The organism is Curtobacterium poinsettiae (genome assembly GCF_047226435.1).
Taxonomy (GTDB): Bacteria; Actinomycetota; Actinomycetes; order Actinomycetales; family Microbacteriaceae; genus Curtobacterium; species Curtobacterium poinsettiae.
Genome location: NZ_CP178434.1, coordinates 257,407 through 275,203, shown reverse-complemented (window position 1 = coordinate 275,203; position 17,797 = coordinate 257,407). Strand labels below are relative to the sequence as shown.

Below are 17,797 nucleotides of genomic sequence, written 5' to 3'. Positions count from 1 at the left end.
CCACATGGCTCGCTTCGTAAGCTGTGAGAGCCCAGTGAGCCGGACTGCCGCCCGACCCCGAGGAGGTGCCCGATGGTCTTCGTCCTCGTCGCGTTCGCGATCGTCGCCCTGATCGTCCCCGCACTGACCCCCGTCCTCGGGCGCCGCGTCTTCTTCGTCGCAGCCCTCGCCCCTGCCGCCGCCGCGGTGCTGACGATCGCCCAGACCGACGCCGCGCTGCACGGCAGCGTCGTCGAACGGCACCAGTGGGTCCCCCAGCTCGACCTCGACGTCACGCTGCGGATGGACGCCCTGTCGTGGGTCCTCGCCCTCGTGGTGTCGATCGTCGGTGCGTTGGTGCTGGTCTACTGCGCCTCGTACTTCGAGCGGGACGAACCCGGGCTCGGTCGGTTCGCCGGGGTCCTGACCGCCTTCGCCGGCTCGATGTACGGGCTCGTGATCGCCGACGACGTGATCGTGCTGTTCGTCCTGTGGGAGGCCACGACGGTCTTCTCCTACCTGCTCATCGGGCACGACGCCGCGAAGCGCGCCAGCCGTGCCGCCGCCATGCAGGCGCTCGTGGTGACCACCGCCGGCGGCCTGGCGATGCTCGCGGGTCTCGTGATGCTCTCGGTCGCAGCGGGTACGACGTCGCTGTCCGGGATCGTCGCCGACCCCCCGAGCGGCACGGTCGTCTCGGTGTCGGTGGTCCTGGTGCTGCTCGGAGCACTGACGAAGTCGGCGATCGTGCCGTTCCACTTCTGGCTGCCCGCCGCGATGGCCGCGCCCACCCCGGTCAGCGCGTACCTGCACGCCGCGGCGATGGTGAAGGCCGGCATCTACCTGGTGGCCCGGCTCGCCCCCGCGTTCGCGCTGCTCGACGGCTGGCGCGAGACCATCACGTTGCTCGGTGTCGCCGGGATGCTCGTCGGCGGGTACCGGGCGCTGCGCCAGACCGACCTGAAGCTCCTGCTCGCCTACGGCACCGTGGCCCAGCTCGGGTTCCTGGTGCTCGCCGCCGGATGGGGCGCCCCCGCGGTCGCCCTCGGCGGGGTCGCACTGCTCGTGGCGCACGCCGCCTTCAAGTCCACGCTCTTCCTGGTCGTCGGTGCGATCGACCACGTCGCCGGCACGCGCGACCTCGGTCGGCTCAGCGGGCTCGGCCGTGCCCGCCCGTGGCTGGCGGTCGTCGCGGTGCTCGCGCTGGTGTCGATGGCCGGGATCCCGCCCACGATCGGGTTCGTCGCGAAGGAAGCCGTGCTGACCGGCTTCACCGAGTCGCTGTACGGCCCCGACGCCGGCTGGGCGTGGTTCGCCCTGGTCGGCGTGACCGTCGGCTCGGTGCTCACCGTGGCGTACTCGCTGCGCTTCCTGTGGGGCGCCTTCGCCCGGAAGCCCGGCGTCGCGACCACCGAGCCGCACGCCCTGCACGGCCTCGCCGTCGTCCCCTCGGTCCTCGCGCTCACCGGCCTCGCCCTCGGCCTGCTCACCCCGGTGGTCGCGCACGGCATCGAGCCCGCTGCGACGACCGCGGCGCTCGGCGGCGAAGCAGTCCCGCACCTCGCGCTCTGGCACGGCCTGGAGCCCGCGCTCGGCCTGTCCGCGATCACCCTGGTCGGCGGCCTCGCACTGTTCGCCCTGCGCCGACCGGTCGAGGCGATCCAGCACCGGCTCGCCGGGTTCCCGAGCGCCGCGGGCACGTACCGGCACGGGATGCGGCTGCTCGACCGCGGAGCGACCGGGCTCACCGCGAGCCTGCAGCGCGGCTCGCTCCCCTACTACCTGACGGTGATCCTGTCGGTGTTCGTCGCCGGGGCGCTCGCCAACCTGGTGCTCGGTGGTCCGTGGGAGTTCCACGTCCGCTTCGCCGACTCGTGGGGCCAGATCCCGGTGATGATCGTGATGTCGATCGCCGGCGTCGCGGTGCTCACGGCGAAGACCCGGTTCGCCGCCGCCGTCCTGGTCGGCGTCACCGGCTACGGCCTCTCGGTGCTGTTCGTCCTGCACGGCGCGGTCGACCTCGCCCTGACGCAGCTCGTGGTCGAGACCGTCACCCTGATCGCCTTCGTCCTGGTCCTGCGCCGACTGCCCCCGCGCATCGCGACGACGAACCCGTCGCGGTTCCGCATCGTGCGGGCCCTGTTCGCCGGGCTGGCGGGGCTGACGCTCGCGATCGTCGTCGTCGTCGCTGCCTCGGCCCGCACCGCGCGTCCCCTCTGGCCGGACCTTCCCGCGCTGACGAGCTCGTTCGGGCACGGTCTCAACGTGGTGAACGTCGCCCTCGTCGACCTGCGCGGCTGGGACACCCTCGGTGAGCTCACCGTCGTGGTCGCCGCGGCCACCGGTGTCGCGAGCCTGATCTTCGTGAACTCGCGCGAGGACACACTGCCCCGGCTGCGCGACCTGCCGGAGACCCTGACCGCGAACGGCGAGCGCACCGACGGTGAGCCCCGCGCCTGGCTGCCGACGAGCGCCGCGATCCCGACCGGGCGCTCGGCACTGCTCGACGTGGTCGTCCGGTTGCTGTTCCACGGCCTGATCGTGCTGTCGGTCTACCTGCTGTTCGCCGGGCACAACGCCGCCGGTGGCGGGTTCGCCGGTGGCCTGGTCGCCGGCATCGCGCTCGCGGCCCGCTACCTGGCCGGCGGACCGGCCGAACTCGGCGCCGCGGCCCCGGTGCGCGCCGGTCGCCTGCTCGGCCTGGGGGTCGCGACGGCCGCGATCACCGCGATCGTGCCGCTGTTCTTCGGCCGCGAAGCCCTGTACTCCGAGTTCTTCGAGGCCACCGTCCCGGTCCTCGGCCACGTCGAGTTCGTCACCGCAACGTTCTTCGACATCGGCGTGTACCTGGTCGTCGTCGGCCTGGTGCTCGACGTCCTCCGCAGTCTCGGGGCCGAGGTCGACCGGCAGCGCCTCGAGGACGCCTCGACCCCGACACGCGACACCACCGAGGAGTCCGTCGGCGACACCCTCGATGCCCCCACCCCGGAAGGGAGCGCCTCGTGACCGTCACCCTCGTCCTCGTGATCGCCATGGCGGTGCTGTTCTCGTGCGGCGTCTACCTGCTGCTCGAACGCTCCCTGACGCGGATGCTCCTCGGCTTCCTGCTGCTCGGCAACTCGCTCAACCTGCTGCTGCTGGTGATGTCCGGTGCCGCGGGCGACCCGCCGATCGGCAAGAGCGCCGAGGGCATCACCGACCCGCTCCCCCAGGCGTTCGCCCTGACCGCGATCGTCATCACCTTCGCCGTCAGCGCGTTCCTGCTCGCCCTGATCCACCGGTCGTGGCAGCTGTCCCGTGCCGACGAGGTCGAGGTCGACGAGGCCGACGCCGCCATCGGCCGCGACCGCGACGAGCCGGCCGACGAGGACCCGGAGACCACCACCGACGCAGAACAGGAGGCGACCCGATGACCTGGCTCGTCCCGCTCCTCGTCCTCGTCCCGCTGCTCGGTGCCGCGGTCGCGCTCGGACTCCTCCGGCACCAGAAGCTCCAGCGCGCGATCACCGTCGTGGTGCTCGTCGTGGCCCTGGCCGTCGCCGCCACGCTCATGGTCCTGGTCGACCGGCACGGCACGATCGTGGTGCAGGTCGGCGGCTGGGACGCCCCGTACGGCATCTCGCTCGTCGTCGACCGGCTGAGCGCCCTGCTGCTCACCGTCAGTGCGAGCGTGTTGCTGCTCGTCCTGCTGTTCTCGATCGGGCAGGGCCTGGCCGCCGACGACGAGGACGCCCCGGTCACGATCTTCTACCCGACCTACCTGGTGCTCGCGGCGGGTGTGCTCGACTCGTTCATCGCCGGCGACCTGTTCAACCTGTACGTCGCGTTCGAGATGCTGCTGGTGGCGAGCTACGTGCTCATCACGCTGGGCGGCAGTGAACAGCGTGTCCGGGCGGGCACGACGTACATCGTCACGAGCCTGATCGCGTCGGCGATCTTCCTCGCCGCCATCGGGCTGGTCTACGGCGCCACCGGCACGGTGAACATCGCCCAGATCAGCGAGCGCGTCGCCGACCTGCCGGAGCACGTGCAGCTGCTCCTGCACACGATGCTGCTGATCGGGTTCGGCATCAAGGCGGCGGTGTTCCCGCTGGCGTTCTGGCTGCCGGACTCGTACCCGACGGCCCCGGCACCGGTCACAGCGGTCTTCGCGGGCCTGCTGACGAAGGTCGGCATCTACGCGATCATCCGGCTCGAGACGGTGATCTTCCCGCGACCACAGCTCAACGAGGTGCTGCTGGTGGTCGCGGCGCTGACGATGGTGGTCGGGGTGCTCGGCGCGGTGTCGCAGACCGACGTGAAACGACTGCTGTCCTTCACGCTCATCAGCCACATCGGCTTCATGGTGATGGGCGTCGGCCTCGGCACCGTCGCGGGCACGGCGGCCGCGGTGTTCTACACGGTGCACCACATCGTCGTGCAGACCACGCTGTTCCTGGTGTCCGGCCTGATGGAACGCGTCGGCGGGACGACCTCGACCCGGTCGCTCGGCGGACTGCTGAAGGCCGCACCACTGCTGGCCGCCCTGTACCTGATCCCCGCGTTCAACCTGGGTGGCATCCCGCCGTTCTCCGGCTTCATCGGCAAGCTCGGCCTGTTCCGCGCTGCCGCCGAGGACGGCTCCCCGATGGCCTACGTCACCATCGGCGCCGGCGTCGTCACCTCGCTGCTCACCCTGTACGCGCTGATGCGGGTCTGGGACGCCGCCTTCTGGCGGCCGAAGCCGGCGGCCGAGGCCGCCGCCCCGCACGCGACGAGTGCTGAACCGCACGCCCACCTGCGGTCGCCGGAACCGGCGCCGCTCACCGTCTCCGAGGAGACGGGCGAGGCGTACCACCCGGGAGGCTCGGTGACGGTCACCGACGCACCGCACGCGGCCACCGCCTCCAGTCCGACCACCGGCGCGACCGAGGCGGTCGGCGAGGCTCCCGAGAAGGTGCGCCTGCCGCGCATGCTCGTCGGTGTGACGACCGTCGCGGTGCTCGGGTCCGTCGCCCTGACCGTCGTCGCCGGCCCGCTCTACGGCTACGCGACCCGCGCAGCGGAGTCGCTGGAGTCACCCGACCGCTACGTGCAGGCCGTGCTCGGAGGTGAGCGATGACCGACGTCCGCCGCATCTCGAACGCCAGGCGGATCGCACTGGCGTGGCGCTACGACGTGCCCCTGGTCGCGGGGCTCACCGTGCTGTGGGCGCTGCTCTGGGGGTCGTGGACCCCGCTGACCCTGCTCTGCGGCATCGTCGTGGCGCTCATCGTCACCCAGGCGCTGCCGCTCCCGCCGGTCCCGTTGTCCGCGCGGTTCTCGATCGTGCACGTGCTGCGGTTCCTGGTGGTGTGGTCCGGGCTGGTCATCGTGGCGTCGTTCCGGGTCGCCTGGGTCGCGTTCCGCCCGCGCGGTGTGCGGCGCAGCTCGATCACGCTCGTGCAGCTGCACTCCACGTCCGAGATGACCTTCACGCTCGCCACCCTCGCGGTCTCGCTCGTGCCCGGGTCGTACGTCGCCGACGTCGACCTGCGGCGCCGCCGGCTGCTGCTCCACGTGCTCGACACCGAGCGCCTGGAACAGGTCGACGACGAACGCCGGATGGCACTCCGGATCGAGGCCATGGTGATCCGTGCACTCGGGTCGAAGCAGGACGTCTCCGAGCTGTCCGAGCCGCTGCCGGAGGTGACCCGGTGAGCCCCGCCGTCGTGGTGATGGCCGTCGCCGTCGCGCTGGTGCTCGTGCTCCTGGGGGCGACGTTCGCCCTCGCGGTGTTCCGCATCGTGCGCGGTCCGACCATCCTCGACCGCATGATCGGCTCCGACATGGTGCTGACCACCGTGCTCGTGGTGATCGCCGCCGCGATGGTCATCCGGCAGGACCTGACCGGCATCCCCGTGCTCGTGGTGATCTCGGCGACGAGTGTGTTCGCCACCGTCGCCGTCGCCCGGGCCGTCACCCCCTCGGCGGACCCGTCCGACGAGGGCCTGACCGCCACCACACCCGAGCGCGCCGAGGAGGACCAGTCGTGATCGAGATGATCGAGTCGTTCGTCGACGACGCCGGCATCCGGGCCTGGATCGCCGTCGGGCTGTTGCTCGTCGGGTCCCTGCTGTCGCTCGGTGCAGGGGTCGGCATCGTCCGGTTCCCGGACCCGCTCGTCCGCCTGCACGCGATGGCGAAGCCGCAGGTGCTCGGGCTCGCCCTCGCGCTGGCCGCCATCGTCGTCGCGGTGTGGACGTGGACGGCGTTCTGGGTCGTCCTGCCGATCATGGTGTTCCAGCTCTTCCTGGTGCCGGTCTCGACGCACATGATCGCCCGCGCCGGCCTGCGAGCCGACGACTACCGGCACGAGGACCTGCTCGTCGACGACACGGAGTCCTGACGCAGGCACTTGACGGACGGGAGGCCCGTGGCGGCGTGGCCACGGGCCTCCCGTCCGTCAGGTGGTCACGTTCGCCGTCAGGCGGTCGCGACCCGGCGGGGCAGCAGCAGGTTGCCGACCGCGGCGACCACGACGACGGCGGCGGAGACCGCCGGCAGCAGCATCGCCGCTGCGGTGCCGTGCTGCTCGGCGACGTCACCCGCGATGGCGGAGGCGATCGACTGGCCGACGATGACCGCGGACCCGAGGATCGTCATGGTGGTGGCGGAGCGGCCGACGGGTGACCGGTCCGAGCCGAGGCTGTACTGGGCGACCAGGGTCGGCCCGATCCCGATGCCCATGATCGCGAGGATGACGCCCGCGGCGACGACGGAGTCGGCACTGGCGAACGCGATCGCACCGCCGAGGAGCACGACACCGAAGACGAGCCAGCGCCAGCCGAGGCCGAACGCCCGGGGGAACGCCGCCGACCCGAGCGCCAACCCGGCGGACCCGATGCCCATCAGGCCGTAGAGCAGACCAGCCTGCGAGGCCTCGCCGTGGGTCTCCATGAACGCGGTGAGCGAGGTGAGCGTCGAGCCGAAGAACAGGCCGATGCCGAGGATGCCGACCACCACCACCACGAGTCGCGGGCGCAGGAGCTGCCGCGCGGGTGCCTGCGTCAGCTCCGCGTGCTGGCCGACCACGAGCTTGCCGGTCGGGTGCAGCGCGAATGCGGTGACGAACACGAACGTCAGGACCGAGGCGCCGGCGACGGCCACCCACGGCGCGATCGCGCTGGCGAGGATGCCGACCAGGAAGGGCCCGATGATGAAGACGGTCTCGTCGGCGGCGGACTCGTAGGCCATGGTGCCGCTGAGGGTCTTCTCGCGCCGTGCCGGGGCCATCCGCTGGCCGATGATCGCGACGAGCCGCGTGCGGGACATCGGGGCGACCTGCGGGGCCGACGCACCGATGCAGAACGCGACCGCGAGGACCGCGAGGTCGGGCGCGGTGCCGCTGACGACGAACGGGAAGAACCCGAGCAGCGCCGCGTTCACCAGGCCGACGGGGACGAGCACCGCCCGCTGGCCGAAGCGGTCGGCCGCGGCGCCGACCAACGGGCCGAAGATCGCGGAGCCGATGCCGACGGCGGCGGAGTTGACGCCACCGAGGGCGACGGAGTCACGGGTGGCGACGACCAGTGTCAGGACGCCGACGACCATCATGGCGAACGGGAGCCGGGCGATGAACGCGACGGGGAAGTACCAACGGCCGGCGAGGGAGACGAGTGAGGCGTCGGCTGCGGCCGGAGTGGTGCCGGTGTCGCTGGTGGAACGGGTCTGGAGCATCGGGGTTGTGCCTTCTCGGCCCGACCCGGTTCGGCGGGGGCGGACCCATCGGGTGCCGCCGTTGTCCGCCGGGGAGCCGGCGGCCGGTAGATACACACTGCGTGTTCTGAACAGCGCCCATCGTACCAAGCGGGCGCCGGGGCCCGGAGGAGTTCGGGCCGGGCTTGGTCCCGCCGGTCACGACACCCCGTCGGCCGGTCACGACACCCCGTCGGCCGGTCGCGGCGCGGTCGCAGACCGTCGCCTGCGGCGCCGCCAGCCGACAGTTCGCGACCAGTCGGCAGGTGACCCGCGACGTGTCGTGACCGGGCCGCGCGGGCCGGCCCCACGACGGAACGCGACGGAACGCGACCGGACGGCGGACGGGAGGCGCGTGGCGGCGTGCCCCGCGCCTCCCGTCCGCCGTGCCGCACGCCCAGGGCCCCGCAGCGGTCACGACACCCCGTCGGCCGGCCGCGGCGCGGTCGCAGACCGTCGCCTGCGGCGCCGCCAGCCGACAGTTCGCGACCAGTCGGCAGGCGACCCGCGACGTGTCGTGACCAGTCAGCTGAGCTGACCGAGCAACGAGATGCGACCAGCCGAGGAACTGCTGCGGCGGGTCGCTCGGGTCAGGAGACCTCGCCCGCGCGGGCTCCCGCCCACAGGTCGACGTCGGTGATGCCGACGGAGTGCTCGTCGATGACGCGGAGCTCCTCGTCGGTGAACGACGTGTTCGACAGCGCGGCGACGTTGTCCTCGAGCTGCGAAACCCGCGACGCACCGATCACGAGCGAGGTCACCCGCTCGTCGCGGAGTGCCCAGGCGAGCGCGAGCTGCGCGAGGGACTGTCCGCGGGCGGCGGCGACGTCGTTCAGGGCGCGGAGGTGCTCGACGACCTCGGGCGTGATGCTCGACGCGTCGAGGGACTTGCCCGCCGCCGCTCGGGAGTCCTCGGGCACACCGTTCAGGTACTTGCCGGTCAGCAGCCCCTGCGCGAGGGCGGTGAAGCCGATCACGCCGAAGCCGAGTTCGCCGGCCGTGTCGAGCAGCCCCTCGGTCTCGATCCAACGGTTGAGCATCGAGTACGAGGGCTGGTGGATGAGGAGCGGGGTGCCGAGGTCGCGGAGGATCTCGGCTGCCTGCCGACTGCGCTCGGCGTCGTACGACGAGATCCCGACGTACAGCGCCTTGCCCTGCTGGACCGCGGTGTGCAGGGCGCCCATCGTCTCCTCGAGCGGGGTCGACGCGTCGAGACGGTGCGAGTAGAAGACGTCGACGTAGTCCAGGCCCGTGCGCTGCAGGGACTGGTCGAGCGAGGCGAGCACGTACTTGCGCGAGCCGCCGCCCTGCCCGTACGGTCCGGGCCACATGTCCCAGCCCGCCTTCGTCGAGACGACCATCTCGTCACGGTACGGCCGGAAGTCCTCACGCATCAGGCGGCCGAAGTTCACCTCTGCTGCGCCGTACGGCGGGCCGTAGTTGTTCGCGAGGTCGTGGTGGGTGATCCCGAGGTCGAAGGCCCGACGGCTGATGGCGCGCTGGTTCTCGAACGGCATGTCGTCCCCGAAGTTGTGCCAGTAGCCCAGGGAGAGCAACGGCAGGTCGAGGCCCGAGCGGCCGGTCCGGCGGTACGTCATCGAGTCGTAGCGGTCGTCACTGGCGATGTAGGTCATGCAACGAGCCTGGCACTCGAAGACGGCCACGGCCTCCCGTGCTTCGCTTCGCGGACCCATGATGGGTGCACCAGACCACGAGGAGACGACGATGGCACGGACGACGAAGACCGAGACCACCTTCACCGACGAGGAGCGCGCGGCGATGCAGGAGCACGCCGCCGAGGTCAAGCGCACCCGCAGCACGAAGGGCACCAAGGCCGAGAAGGCCGCAGCCGACGCCGCGGCGGTCGAGGCGAAGATCGCCGAGATGCCCCAGCCGGACCGGGGGCTGGCCGAGCGCATCCACCGCCTCGCGCTCGAGGTCGCACCCGAACTCGCGCCGAAGCTCTGGTACGGCATGCCCGCCTACGCGCGCGACGGCAAGGCGGTGTTCTTCTTCCAGGACGCCGCGAAGTTCAAGGCCCGGTACGCGACGCTCGGGTTCCAGGACTCGGCCGCGCTCGACGACGGCACGTTCTGGCCGACGTCGTGGGCGATCAGCCCGGAGTTCTCCGAGGCCGACGAGGCACGGGTGGCCGAGCTGATCCGTCGCGCGATCGGGTGACGGTGCTCGGGCTGGGGGCCGCTCCCGTCTTCGCCCTGCTGTTCCTGGTGCTCTACCTGCTGGGACGACGCCGGGACCCGCGGATGCTCCGCAACGGGGTGTTCCTGACCGCGGCCGTGCTGTTCGGGCTCGCGACGGTCGTGTCCGTGCTGACCGCGGTGGTCCCCGGGTTCAGCCTGCTCGTCGCCGTGGTGCTGTTGCTCGTGCCGCTCGTCGTGGTGGTGCTCGGGGTCGCCCTGGTCGCGAACGGCCTGCAGATGCTCCGGGCCGAGGGCCGCAGCGTCGGCAACCTGCTGTCGCTCGCCGCCGGGGTGGCCGTGTTCGTGCTGCCGGCGGTCGCCATCGCCCTGCTCGTCTCGGGGAGCGGTGAGGGCTTCACGCTCTGGGACGGCACGAAGATCGCGGTCGCCGTCCTGATGGTGTTCGTCTGCGGGTACTTCGCCCTGTCCCTGGTCGCCTTCGCCCTGTACTCGGTGGTCTACGGGCGGACGCGGCACGGCATCGTCCCCGACACGATCGTCGTCCTCGGCTCCGGGCTCGTGCACGGCGAGGTCCCACCGCTGCTGCAGAGCCGGCTCGACCGGGCGCTCGGCGTCTACCGGGCCGAACGGAGCGCCGGACGCCGGCCGCTCCTCGTGCCGTCCGGCGGGCAGGGCGACGACGAACCCCGCCCCGAGGGCACCGCGATGGCCGAGTACCTGGTGGCGAACGGCGCCGACCCGGACGACGTGGTGCCGGAGACCGCGTCCCGGAACACCCGCGAGAACCTGCGGTTCTCGCGGGACGTGCAGACGGCCGCCGGACGGGACGGCCAGATGGTCGTGGTCACGAACAACTACCACGTGCTGCGGGCCGCGACCCTGGCCCGTCGCCTCGACCTGCCGGCCCAGGTCGTCGGCGCGCGCACGGCCGCGTACTACGTCCCGAGCGCGTTCCTGCGGGAGTTCGCGGCCGTGATCGTCGAGCACCGCTGGCTCAACGTCGTCGCCTGCACGCCGTTCGTGCTGTTCACCGGGTTCCTGCTCTGGGAGTCGTTCCAGCAGCGGTAGACGCGACCCACGGACGGACTGGAGGCCCGTGGCGGGCCCGCCACGCGCCTCCGGTCCGAGCCGCCGTAAGATCTCGACCATGGTCGAGATCCAGCCGCCACGTCCCACCGACCTGCTGCCCATCGGCGAGATCGTGCGCCGCACGGGCGTGGCCGCCTCGGCCCTGCACTTCTACGAGCGCAAGGGGCTGATCCACCCGGAGCGCACCGACGGTGGCACGCGGATGTACCCGCGGCACGTCGAACGGCGGATCGCGATCATCCAGGTGGCCAAGCGCCTCGGCATCCCGCTCAGCGAGGTCGCCGAGCAGTTCGAGGCGCTGCCCGCCGACCGCATGCCCTCGCTGCGCGACTGGAACCGGCTGAACGAGCGGTGGCGCGCACGACTGCGGGCCCGCCAGCTGGAGCTCGAGCGCCTGCAGCAGGAGATGACGCAGTGCATCGGCTGCGGCTGCGTCTCGCTCGGGGCCTGCTCGGTCGTGAACCCGGGCGACACCCTGGGCGACGAGGGGCACGGCGCACGCCGACTGCTGCCGATCGAGGACGACGCGGCCGGCGCTGCCGGCGCTGCCGGCGCTGCCGAGGACGCTGTCGCCTAACCCGCGCGCAGTCCGTCGTCGATCCGCTGCAGCAGCGCGAGGGCCTCGGCCGTGCCCCGCTCGTCGCCGCCGAGTGCCGTCCGGAGCTTGCCGGACCAGTGCCGGTAGAGCCGGTCGACGCTCTCCTGCGCCAGCGCGGTCGAGTGCAGCTGCACGGTACGGGCGTCGGCAGGGTCCTGGCGCCGCTCGACCATCCCCTTGGCCACGAGCGACCGGAGCGCGACGCTGAGGTTGCTGCGCTGCAGGGCGGTGGCCTCGGCGGTGGTGCTGGGCGAGGTGCCCGGGTTGCGGTTGATCCAGCGCATCACGAGCGCCTCGGTACCGGTCAGCGGCACGATGTCGAGCGTCTCCGAGCCGTGCGGGTCGATGTCGCGCGCGATCCGGAGCAGGACGTCCGCGAACTCGGCGAGGACGTGGTCGGACACGGCGGAGTGCATGTCCGTACTGTACCGATCTCCGGCGATGAGTTATGCTTTCATAACAATGACCACGGACACCGGAACCATCCGCGCGACGATCGCGACACCCACGACCAAGCAGCAGGGCATCACGACCGCGCTGCTCCTGGTGCTCGGCCTGCTCAGTGCCGTCGCCCCCTTCGCCACCGACCTGTACCTGCCGGCGTTCCCGCAGATGACCACCGAGCTCGGGGCGAGCGCCACCGCCGTGCAGCTCACCCTGACCGCGTTCCTGGTGGGCGTGACCGCGGGCCAGCTCGTGTTCGGCCCGCTGTCCGACCGGTTCGGCCGTGTGCCGCCGCTCATCGCCGGCGCCGCCGTGTGCGTGCTCGCCAGCATCGCCGCGGTGCTCGCGCCGAACATCGGCGTGCTCATCGCCGCCCGCCTGCTGCAGGGCCTCGGCGGTGCGGCCGGCATGGTGATCAGCCGTGCGGTCATCTCCGACCTGGCGACGGGCAAGTCCGCCGCCCGGGCGTTCTCGCTCATGATGATCGTCGGCGGGGTCGCCCCGGTCGTCGCACCGCTGCTCGGCGGCCTGCTCACCGGCCCGATCGGCTGGCGCGGCCTGCTCTCGATCGTTCTCGGCCTGTCCGTCGTCATGCTCGTCGCGGTCCTCGCCGTGATCCGCGAGACCCACCTGAAGGAACACCGTGACACCCTGCGCGCGGAACGCCGCGGCTCGGGCTCCGCACTCCGAGCCCTGCGCTCCCGCACGTTCCTCGGCTACACGGCCGTGTTCGGCTTCGCGTTCGCCGTGATGATGGCCTACATCTCCGCATCACCGTTCCTGTACCAGGACATGATCGGCTTCGGCACGGTCGGCTACGGCCTGGCCTTCGGGCTGAACGCCCTGGCGCTGATGGGCGTCAGCATCCTGTCCGCCAAGCTCACCGCGACCCGTTCGGTCACGGGGGTGCTGTCGCTCGGCATCGTGCTCGTGCTCGCGTCGACCGTCGCGTTCGCGCTGCTCGTCGTCTCCGGGGCGCCGGTCATCTGGCTCGCCGTGCCGCTGTTCACCGCGGTGGGCTCGCTCGGCCTGGTGCTCGGCAACGCCACGGCGCTCGCCCTCGGTGCGGTTCCGTCGGCCGCCGGCAGCGCCTCGGCCGTGCTCGGTGCGCTGCAGTTCGGGCTCGCGGCGCTCGTGTCCCCGCTCGTCAGCATCGGCGGCTCGGACACCGCGGCACCGTTGGCGATCGTGATGCTCGCCGCCGCGGTGGTGGCCGTCGTGGCGCTGCTCGCGGCGCGGGGCCGGACCAGCACGGCCCGCTGACCCAGCCCGGCGTCAGCCTCGCCGCGGCCGCAGGAACGGCACCCGCGGCATGAGCCAGTCGACCCACACCACCCGCACCCCCGGCGCCACGGCGAGCGCCCACAGGATCGAGGCAGCGGCGTCGGTCGGGTAGTGCACCGCGTCGATCGACACCGCGAAGAACACGATCACGATGGCCACGACCCCGAGCGTCAACGCCAGTCGGTGCCAGCGGGTCTCGCGGAGCAGCCAGATCAGGGCGATGACGAACGCCGTGATGTAGACCGTGTGCCCGCTCGGGTACCCGGGGTCGGGCTGCACCGGGAACGGGTGCGGCAGCACGGCGACGTCGGGCCGGGCACGGTGCACGATCTCCTTCACGACGGCGGACGGCACCCACGTGATCGCGATCGTGCCGCCGAACGCCAGCGCCGGGCGCAGGTCGCGCGTGCGCCACCAGATCACGGCGACGACGACGACCGTGATCCCGATCGCCGGGGCCGGACTGATCACGTGGTAGACCGCCGTGGTGAACGCCCCGGTGAACCCGGTGTGCAACGCGTTGAGGGCCGTGGACAGCCCGAGGTCCACCGTGCCCAGGGTGAACCCGACGATGGTGATGACGACGACCGCGATGACGGCGATCGCCACCGAGACGAGCGGGTACGGCGAGCGCTCGAGGATCCCGTACGCGGCGGGCTCCCGTCGGCGGGGACGGAGGAGCGGCGCGTCGTCGGTCATCAGACCATCGTCGCAGCCCGACCTCGGCATCTGGGGTCGAGCGAGCCTCACGATCATCCGAAAGCGTTCAGCGCAGCGGTCGGGAGTAGACAGGACGCATGCCAACCGTTGCCGAGAACATCGTCGCCACCCTCCGCGCCAACGACATCCACCGGGTCTACGGCCTGCCCGGGGACTCCCTGAACGGCTTCACCGACGCCCTGCGCAAGGACGGCACGATGCGGTGGGAGCACGTCCGTCACGAGGAGGCTGCTGCGTTCGCCGCCTCGGCCGAAGCTGCCCTGACCGGTGACCTGACCGTCTGCGCCGGCAGCTGCGGCCCCGGCAACCTGCACCTGATCAACGGCCTGTACGACGCGAACCGTTCGCGGGTGCCGGTGCTGGCGATCGCCGCGCACATCCCCACCGCGGAGATCGGCTCCGGCTACTTCCAGGAGACCCACCCGCAGGAGCTGTTCCGCGAGTGCTCCGTCTACGTCGAGTACGTCGCCGACCCGGTGCAGATGCCCCGCCTGCTCGAGATCGCGATGCGCGAGGCGATCGAGAAGCGCGGTGTCGCGGTGCTCGTGATCCCCGGCGACGTCCTGCTCGCCGAGGCGAAGGACGACCGCGTCACCCGCATCGAGCGGACCACCCCGCGGATCGTGCCGAGCGAGGCCGAGCTGCAGCGCACCGCCGACCTGCTGAACGGTGCCGACCGGATCACGATCCTGGCCGGAGCCGGCGTCGCGGACGCCCACGACGAGGTCGTCGCCCTGGCCGAGCGCCTGCAGGCCCCGATCGTGCACGCACTGCGCGGCAAGGAGTACATCGAGCACGACAACCCGTACGACGTCGGGATGACCGGGCTCCTCGGCTTCGCCTCCGGGTACCGCGCGATGGAGGACGCCGACGTCGTGCTCATGCTCGGCACCGACTTCCCGTACCAGCAGTTCTTCCCGGCCAAGGCGAAGCACGTGCAGGTCGACATCCGCGGCTCGCAGCTCGGCCGTCGGCACCCGGTCGACATCGGCCTGGTCGGCACCGTCAAGGACACCGCCCTCGCACTCGTCCCGCTGCTGACCGGCTCGCACCCGACGAAGCACCTCGAGGACTCCCTGAAGCACTACCGGAAGACCCGCGAGAAGCTCGACGACCTGGCGGTCCCCGCCGGGAAGAAGAAGCCCCTGCACCCGCAGTACGTCGCCCGGGTGCTCGACCGGCTCGCCGCCGAGGACGCCGTCTTCATCCCCGACGTCGGCTCCCCCGTCGTGTGGGCGTCGCGCTACCTCACGATGAACGGCAAGCGCCGGCTGATCGGCTCGTTCGTGCACGGCACGATGGCGAACGCCGTCCCGCAGGCGATCGGTGCGCAGACCGCTTTCCCGGACCGGCAGGTGATCGCGCTGGCCGGCGACGGCGGGCTGACGATGCTCCTCGGCGAGCTCATCACGATCGTGCAGAACAAGCTGCCCGTGAAGATCGTGGTCTTCGACAACTCGTCGCTCAACTTCGTCGAGCTCGAGATGAAGGCCGCCGGCTTCGTGAACTACGGCACCGAGCTGCAGAACCCGGACTTCGCCGCGGTCGCCGAGGCGATCGGCATCAAGGGCTTCCAGGTCGACGTGTCCGACGACTTCGAGGACGCGATGGCCGCCGCGCTCGCGCACGACGGCCCCGCACTCGTGTCGGTCCGCGCGAACCGCCAGGAGCTCTCCATGCCCCCGGCGGTCACGCTCGAGCAGGCGAAGGGCTTCACGCTCTACGCCATCCGCACGGTGCTGTCGGGTCGCGGCGACGAGCTGCTGGACCTCGCGTCCACCAACGCGCGCCAGCTGCTGTAGACGCGAGCGGACGACGGACTGGAGGCTCGTGGCGGCGCCGCCACGAGCCTCCAGTCCGTCTCTTCGTCACCACCCGAGCGTCTGGCCGTCCTCCAGGAACACGCCGGTGGGGCCCTCCGGGCCCGCGCTCGCGGCGGCCGCGATCGTCGCGGCGCTGACCTCGACGGGGCGACCGTGCGGGTTCGGCATGCCACCGAACTCGGTGGCCGTGTAGCCGGGCTCAATCGCGACGAAGTGCACCTCGGGCACGACGCGTGCGTACTGCACCGTCAGCATCGAGACGGCGGCCTTGGACGCGCCGTAGACCACGGCAGGCACGGTGGACGCCGGCTTCGACGGGTCGTGGGTGGCGGTGAAGGAGCCGAGCGCGCTCGACAGGTTCACCACGATCGGGTTCGCCGAACGACGCAGGAGCGGCAGCGCGGCCTCGGTCGCGCGGATCGTGCCGACGGCGTTCGTGTCGAAGACGGCGAGCGCCTCGGGGCCGTTCTGCCCCCAGACGGCGATGCCGGCGTTGTTGACCAGCACGTCGAGTCCGCCGTTCGCGTCGACGTGGGCGAAGGCCGCGGCGACCGAGTCGTCGTCGCGGACGTCGAGCTGGACGGAGCGGGCGCCGATCTCGGCGGCGACCGCGGCGCCCTGGTCGGCGTTCCGTGCGCCGATCCAGACGGAGTGGCCCGCCTCGACGAGCTGACGGGCGGTTTCCCGGCCGAGGCCGCGGGTGGCCCCGGTGATGAGTGTCGTTGTCATGGGTCCAGCGTCGTACTCGGCGACGACCGCAGGGAGTCGACCGGTTGTCGTAGGACCGGCAGGGTCAGGACCCGGCCGCTCGGCGCGCGCAGACTGGGGGCATGGCGGACACGGACTTCGGGCACACCCTGCGGCGGCTGCGCGACCACGTCTCTCCCGATGCCGTCGGCGTGGTCGTCGGGCCGCGTCGGAGAGCGGCCGGGCTGCGTCGAGAAGAGCTGGCACAGCTCGCGGGGATCTCCGCCGACTACCTGACCCGGCTCGAGCAGGGGCGCGCGACCTCGCCATCGGCCCAGGTCGTCGAGGCGCTCGTGCGGGCGCTCCGGGTCACCGATGCCAACCGCGAGCTGCTCTACCGGCTCGCCGGGCACGCGGTCCCGGGCGCCGACGTGGTGCCGTCGCGGATCCCGCCGAGCGTGCAGCGACTGCTCGACCGCCTGGCGGACACCCCGGTCGCGGTGCTCGACGCCGCGGGCAACCTGCTCGTCGCCAACGCCCCGTACGACGCACTGATGGGGCCGGTCGAGGCGCTGCGCGGGAACGACCGGAACACGACGTGGCGGCACCTGGTCGGCTCCGGCAGCCGTGCCGTGCACACACCACAGGAGCAGGCGGTGTTCGAGGCGAACCTGGTGGCGGGGCTCCGGATGACCGCAGCCCGCTACCCGCTCGACCGCCAGCTGCAGCACCTCGTGCGGGAGCTGCGGGCGGCGAGCCCGCGGTTCGTTGAGCTGTGGGACTCGGGCGCGACCGCGCCGGGCGAGACCGCCCGGCGGAAGGTGATCGACCACCCGGACGTCGGGCTGCTCACCCTGGACTGCGACACCCTGGTCGTCGGGCCGGAGGACCTGCGGATCCTGGCGTACACGGCGGAGCCCGGGTCGGTGGATGCGGAGCGGCTGGCGCTGGCTGTTGTGGTGGGGACGCAGTCATTGGTGGGGCGAGGCGGGGGCGGGGGCGGGTCGGGCGGCGTTCCGTGCGGGTCGGCGTGTCCGGGCTCCTCGTGGCCGGACTAGCGAGCGGGCCGCACAGGTTTCCGCGGTGAAAGCGCAAGGGAACCACGACTGTGGAGGACGAGCAGGACCAGCCCGAGGGCCACCGGGAGCGCCACCACCGTGACGGACCCGCTCCCGACGTCGATCGCGCGGATCCCGTTCACGGCGAGGGTGCTGCACGACAGCGATGCGACGCGGCTCCCCCACTTCGCGGGTGATGCGCACCCTGCGGCTCAAAGACGCCTCACAGGTTGGCTA

General features: G+C 71.9%; 17 protein-coding genes. 12 read left to right on the top strand and 5 right to left on the bottom strand.

Annotated elements, in window-relative coordinates; all coding sequences use genetic code 11:
* Window positions 1–72 precede the first annotated feature (72 nt).
* The 6 genes from ACL00U_RS01310 to mnhG are packed head-to-tail and all read left to right on the top strand — an operon-like array spanning window position 73 to window position 6,346.
* Window positions 73–2,985, top strand: a complete 2,913-nt coding sequence (locus ACL00U_RS01310; protein WP_412873731.1) for a Na+/H+ antiporter subunit A — start codon at window positions 73–75, stop codon at window positions 2,983–2,985.
* Complete coding sequence (locus tag ACL00U_RS01305) at window positions 2,982–3,392, top strand: Na(+)/H(+) antiporter subunit C (protein ID WP_017887553.1); 411 nt, start codon at window positions 2,982–2,984, stop codon at window positions 3,390–3,392. Before ACL00U_RS01310 ends, ACL00U_RS01305 begins: the two co-directional genes overlap by 4 nt.
* Window positions 3,389–5,080 carry a Na+/H+ antiporter subunit D gene (locus ACL00U_RS01300; RefSeq protein WP_017887554.1) on the top strand — a complete coding sequence of 564 codons (1,692 nt, stop codon included), beginning with the start codon at window positions 3,389–3,391 and terminating at the stop codon, window positions 5,078–5,080. Before ACL00U_RS01305 ends, ACL00U_RS01300 begins: the two co-directional genes overlap by 4 nt.
* Window positions 5,077–5,658: a Na+/H+ antiporter subunit E gene (locus tag ACL00U_RS01295; protein WP_017887555.1), complete on the top strand. Its 582-nt coding sequence runs from the start codon at window positions 5,077–5,079 to the stop codon at window positions 5,656–5,658. Before ACL00U_RS01300 ends, ACL00U_RS01295 begins: the two co-directional genes overlap by 4 nt.
* On the top strand, window positions 5,655–5,993 hold the full coding sequence (locus ACL00U_RS01290; RefSeq protein WP_052481860.1) for a hypothetical protein: 339 nt from the start codon (window positions 5,655–5,657) through the stop codon (window positions 5,991–5,993). The genes ACL00U_RS01295 and ACL00U_RS01290 overlap by 4 nt, the downstream gene beginning before the upstream one ends.
* 5 nt (window positions 5,994–5,998) lie before the next feature.
* Window positions 5,999–6,346 carry a monovalent cation/H(+) antiporter subunit G gene (gene mnhG / locus ACL00U_RS01285; RefSeq protein ID WP_042539882.1) on the top strand — a complete coding sequence of 116 codons (348 nt, stop codon included), beginning with the start codon at window positions 5,999–6,001 and terminating at the stop codon, window positions 6,344–6,346.
* A 77-nt stretch (window positions 6,347–6,423) separates the two neighbouring features.
* On the opposite strand, the gene ACL00U_RS01280 is transcribed toward mnhG, so the two are convergent.
* Together ACL00U_RS01280 and mgrA are read right to left on the bottom strand one after the other, a co-directional pair.
* Window positions 6,424–7,677, bottom strand: a complete 1,254-nt coding sequence (locus tag ACL00U_RS01280) for an MFS transporter (protein ID WP_412873730.1) — start codon at window positions 7,675–7,677, stop codon at window positions 6,424–6,426.
* Between the two features lie 608 nt (window positions 7,678–8,285).
* On the bottom strand, window positions 8,286–9,329 hold the full coding sequence (gene mgrA, locus ACL00U_RS01275) for an L-glyceraldehyde 3-phosphate reductase (protein WP_017887559.1): 1,044 nt from the start codon (window positions 9,327–9,329) through the stop codon (window positions 8,286–8,288).
* Between the two features lie 91 nt (window positions 9,330–9,420).
* On the opposite strand from mgrA, the gene ACL00U_RS01270 reads away from it, so the two are divergent.
* From ACL00U_RS01270 to soxR, 3 genes are all read left to right on the top strand, one after another.
* Window positions 9,421–9,876, top strand: coding sequence for an iron chaperone (locus tag ACL00U_RS01270; protein ID WP_412873729.1), 456 nt, complete (start codon window positions 9,421–9,423; stop codon window positions 9,874–9,876).
* Entirely contained in the window at window positions 9,873–10,925 is a 1,053-nt protein-coding gene (locus ACL00U_RS01265; RefSeq protein WP_194590967.1) for a YdcF family protein, read from the top strand. The genes ACL00U_RS01270 and ACL00U_RS01265 overlap by 4 nt, the downstream gene beginning before the upstream one ends.
* Before the next feature lie 79 nt (window positions 10,926–11,004).
* Window positions 11,005–11,523, top strand: a complete 519-nt coding sequence (gene soxR / locus ACL00U_RS01260) for a redox-sensitive transcriptional activator SoxR (protein ID WP_262160702.1) — start codon at window positions 11,005–11,007, stop codon at window positions 11,521–11,523.
* On the opposite strand, the gene ACL00U_RS01255 is transcribed toward soxR, so the two are convergent.
* The gene (locus ACL00U_RS01255; RefSeq protein ID WP_250895631.1) at window positions 11,520–11,960 is read right to left on the bottom strand and encodes a MarR family winged helix-turn-helix transcriptional regulator; all 441 of its coding nucleotides are present in this window, start codon (window positions 11,958–11,960) and stop codon (window positions 11,520–11,522) included. The two genes, soxR and ACL00U_RS01255, sit on opposite strands and share 4 nt — an antisense overlap.
* 46 nt (window positions 11,961–12,006) lie before the next feature.
* Here ACL00U_RS01255 and ACL00U_RS01250 point away from each other — a divergent pair, with 46 nt between their 5' ends.
* Entirely contained in the window at window positions 12,007–13,251 is a 1,245-nt protein-coding gene (locus tag ACL00U_RS01250) for a multidrug effflux MFS transporter (RefSeq protein ID WP_042539876.1), read from the top strand.
* A 12-nt stretch (window positions 13,252–13,263) separates the two neighbouring features.
* Here the strand turns inward: ACL00U_RS01250 and ACL00U_RS01245 are convergent, their stop codons facing one another.
* Entirely contained in the window at window positions 13,264–13,971 is a 708-nt protein-coding gene (locus ACL00U_RS01245) for a phosphatase PAP2 family protein (protein WP_263137030.1), read from the bottom strand.
* 98 nt (window positions 13,972–14,069) lie between these two features.
* Here ACL00U_RS01245 and poxB point away from each other — a divergent pair, with 98 nt between their 5' ends.
* Complete coding sequence (gene poxB, locus ACL00U_RS01240; RefSeq protein WP_214533098.1) at window positions 14,070–15,794, top strand: ubiquinone-dependent pyruvate dehydrogenase; 1,725 nt, start codon at window positions 14,070–14,072, stop codon at window positions 15,792–15,794.
* Window positions 15,795–15,860: 66 nt separating this feature from the next.
* On the opposite strand, the gene ACL00U_RS01235 is transcribed toward poxB, so the two are convergent.
* A complete protein-coding gene (locus tag ACL00U_RS01235; protein WP_194589813.1) occupies window positions 15,861–16,544 on the bottom strand; it encodes an SDR family NAD(P)-dependent oxidoreductase in 684 nt (227 codons plus the stop codon).
* A gap of 101 nt (window positions 16,545–16,645) precedes the next feature.
* Here ACL00U_RS01235 and ACL00U_RS01230 point away from each other — a divergent pair, with 101 nt between their 5' ends.
* On the top strand, window positions 16,646–17,560 hold the full coding sequence (locus ACL00U_RS01230) for a helix-turn-helix transcriptional regulator (RefSeq protein WP_262118287.1): 915 nt from the start codon (window positions 16,646–16,648) through the stop codon (window positions 17,558–17,560).
* The last annotated feature ends 237 nt before the right edge of the window (window positions 17,561–17,797 follow it).

Bases quoted from the DNA above. Each gene is read 5' to 3' on its own strand.
- ACL00U_RS01310 (WP_412873731.1), top strand. From the start codon at position 73: ATGGTCTTCGTCCTCGTCGCGTTCGCGATCGTCGCCCTGATCGTCCCC.
- ACL00U_RS01300 (WP_017887554.1), top strand. From the start codon at position 3,389: ATGACCTGGCTCGTCCCGCTCCTCGTCCTCGTCCCGCTGCTCGGTGCC.
- ACL00U_RS01295 (WP_017887555.1), top strand. From the start codon at position 5,077: ATGACCGACGTCCGCCGCATCTCGAACGCCAGGCGGATCGCACTGGCG.
- mnhG (WP_042539882.1), top strand. From the start codon at position 5,999: ATGATCGAGTCGTTCGTCGACGACGCCGGCATCCGGGCCTGGATCGCC.
- ACL00U_RS01280 (WP_412873730.1), bottom strand. From the start codon at position 7,677: ATGCTCCAGACCCGTTCCACCAGCGACACCGGCACCACTCCGGCCGCA.
- mgrA (WP_017887559.1), bottom strand. From the start codon at position 9,329: ATGACCTACATCGCCAGTGACGACCGCTACGACTCGATGACGTACCGC.
- ACL00U_RS01270 (WP_412873729.1), top strand. From the start codon at position 9,421: ATGGCACGGACGACGAAGACCGAGACCACCTTCACCGACGAGGAGCGC.
- soxR (WP_262160702.1), top strand. From the start codon at position 11,005: ATGGTCGAGATCCAGCCGCCACGTCCCACCGACCTGCTGCCCATCGGC.
- ACL00U_RS01255 (WP_250895631.1), bottom strand. From the start codon at position 11,960: ATGCACTCCGCCGTGTCCGACCACGTCCTCGCCGAGTTCGCGGACGTC.
- ACL00U_RS01250 (WP_042539876.1), top strand. From the start codon at position 12,007: ATGACCACGGACACCGGAACCATCCGCGCGACGATCGCGACACCCACG.
- ACL00U_RS01245 (WP_263137030.1), bottom strand. From the start codon at position 13,971: ATGACCGACGACGCGCCGCTCCTCCGTCCCCGCCGACGGGAGCCCGCC.
- poxB (WP_214533098.1), top strand. From the start codon at position 14,070: ATGCCAACCGTTGCCGAGAACATCGTCGCCACCCTCCGCGCCAACGAC.
- ACL00U_RS01235 (WP_194589813.1), bottom strand. From the start codon at position 16,544: ATGACAACGACACTCATCACCGGGGCCACCCGCGGCCTCGGCCGGGAA.
- ACL00U_RS01230 (WP_262118287.1), top strand. From the start codon at position 16,646: ATGGCGGACACGGACTTCGGGCACACCCTGCGGCGGCTGCGCGACCAC.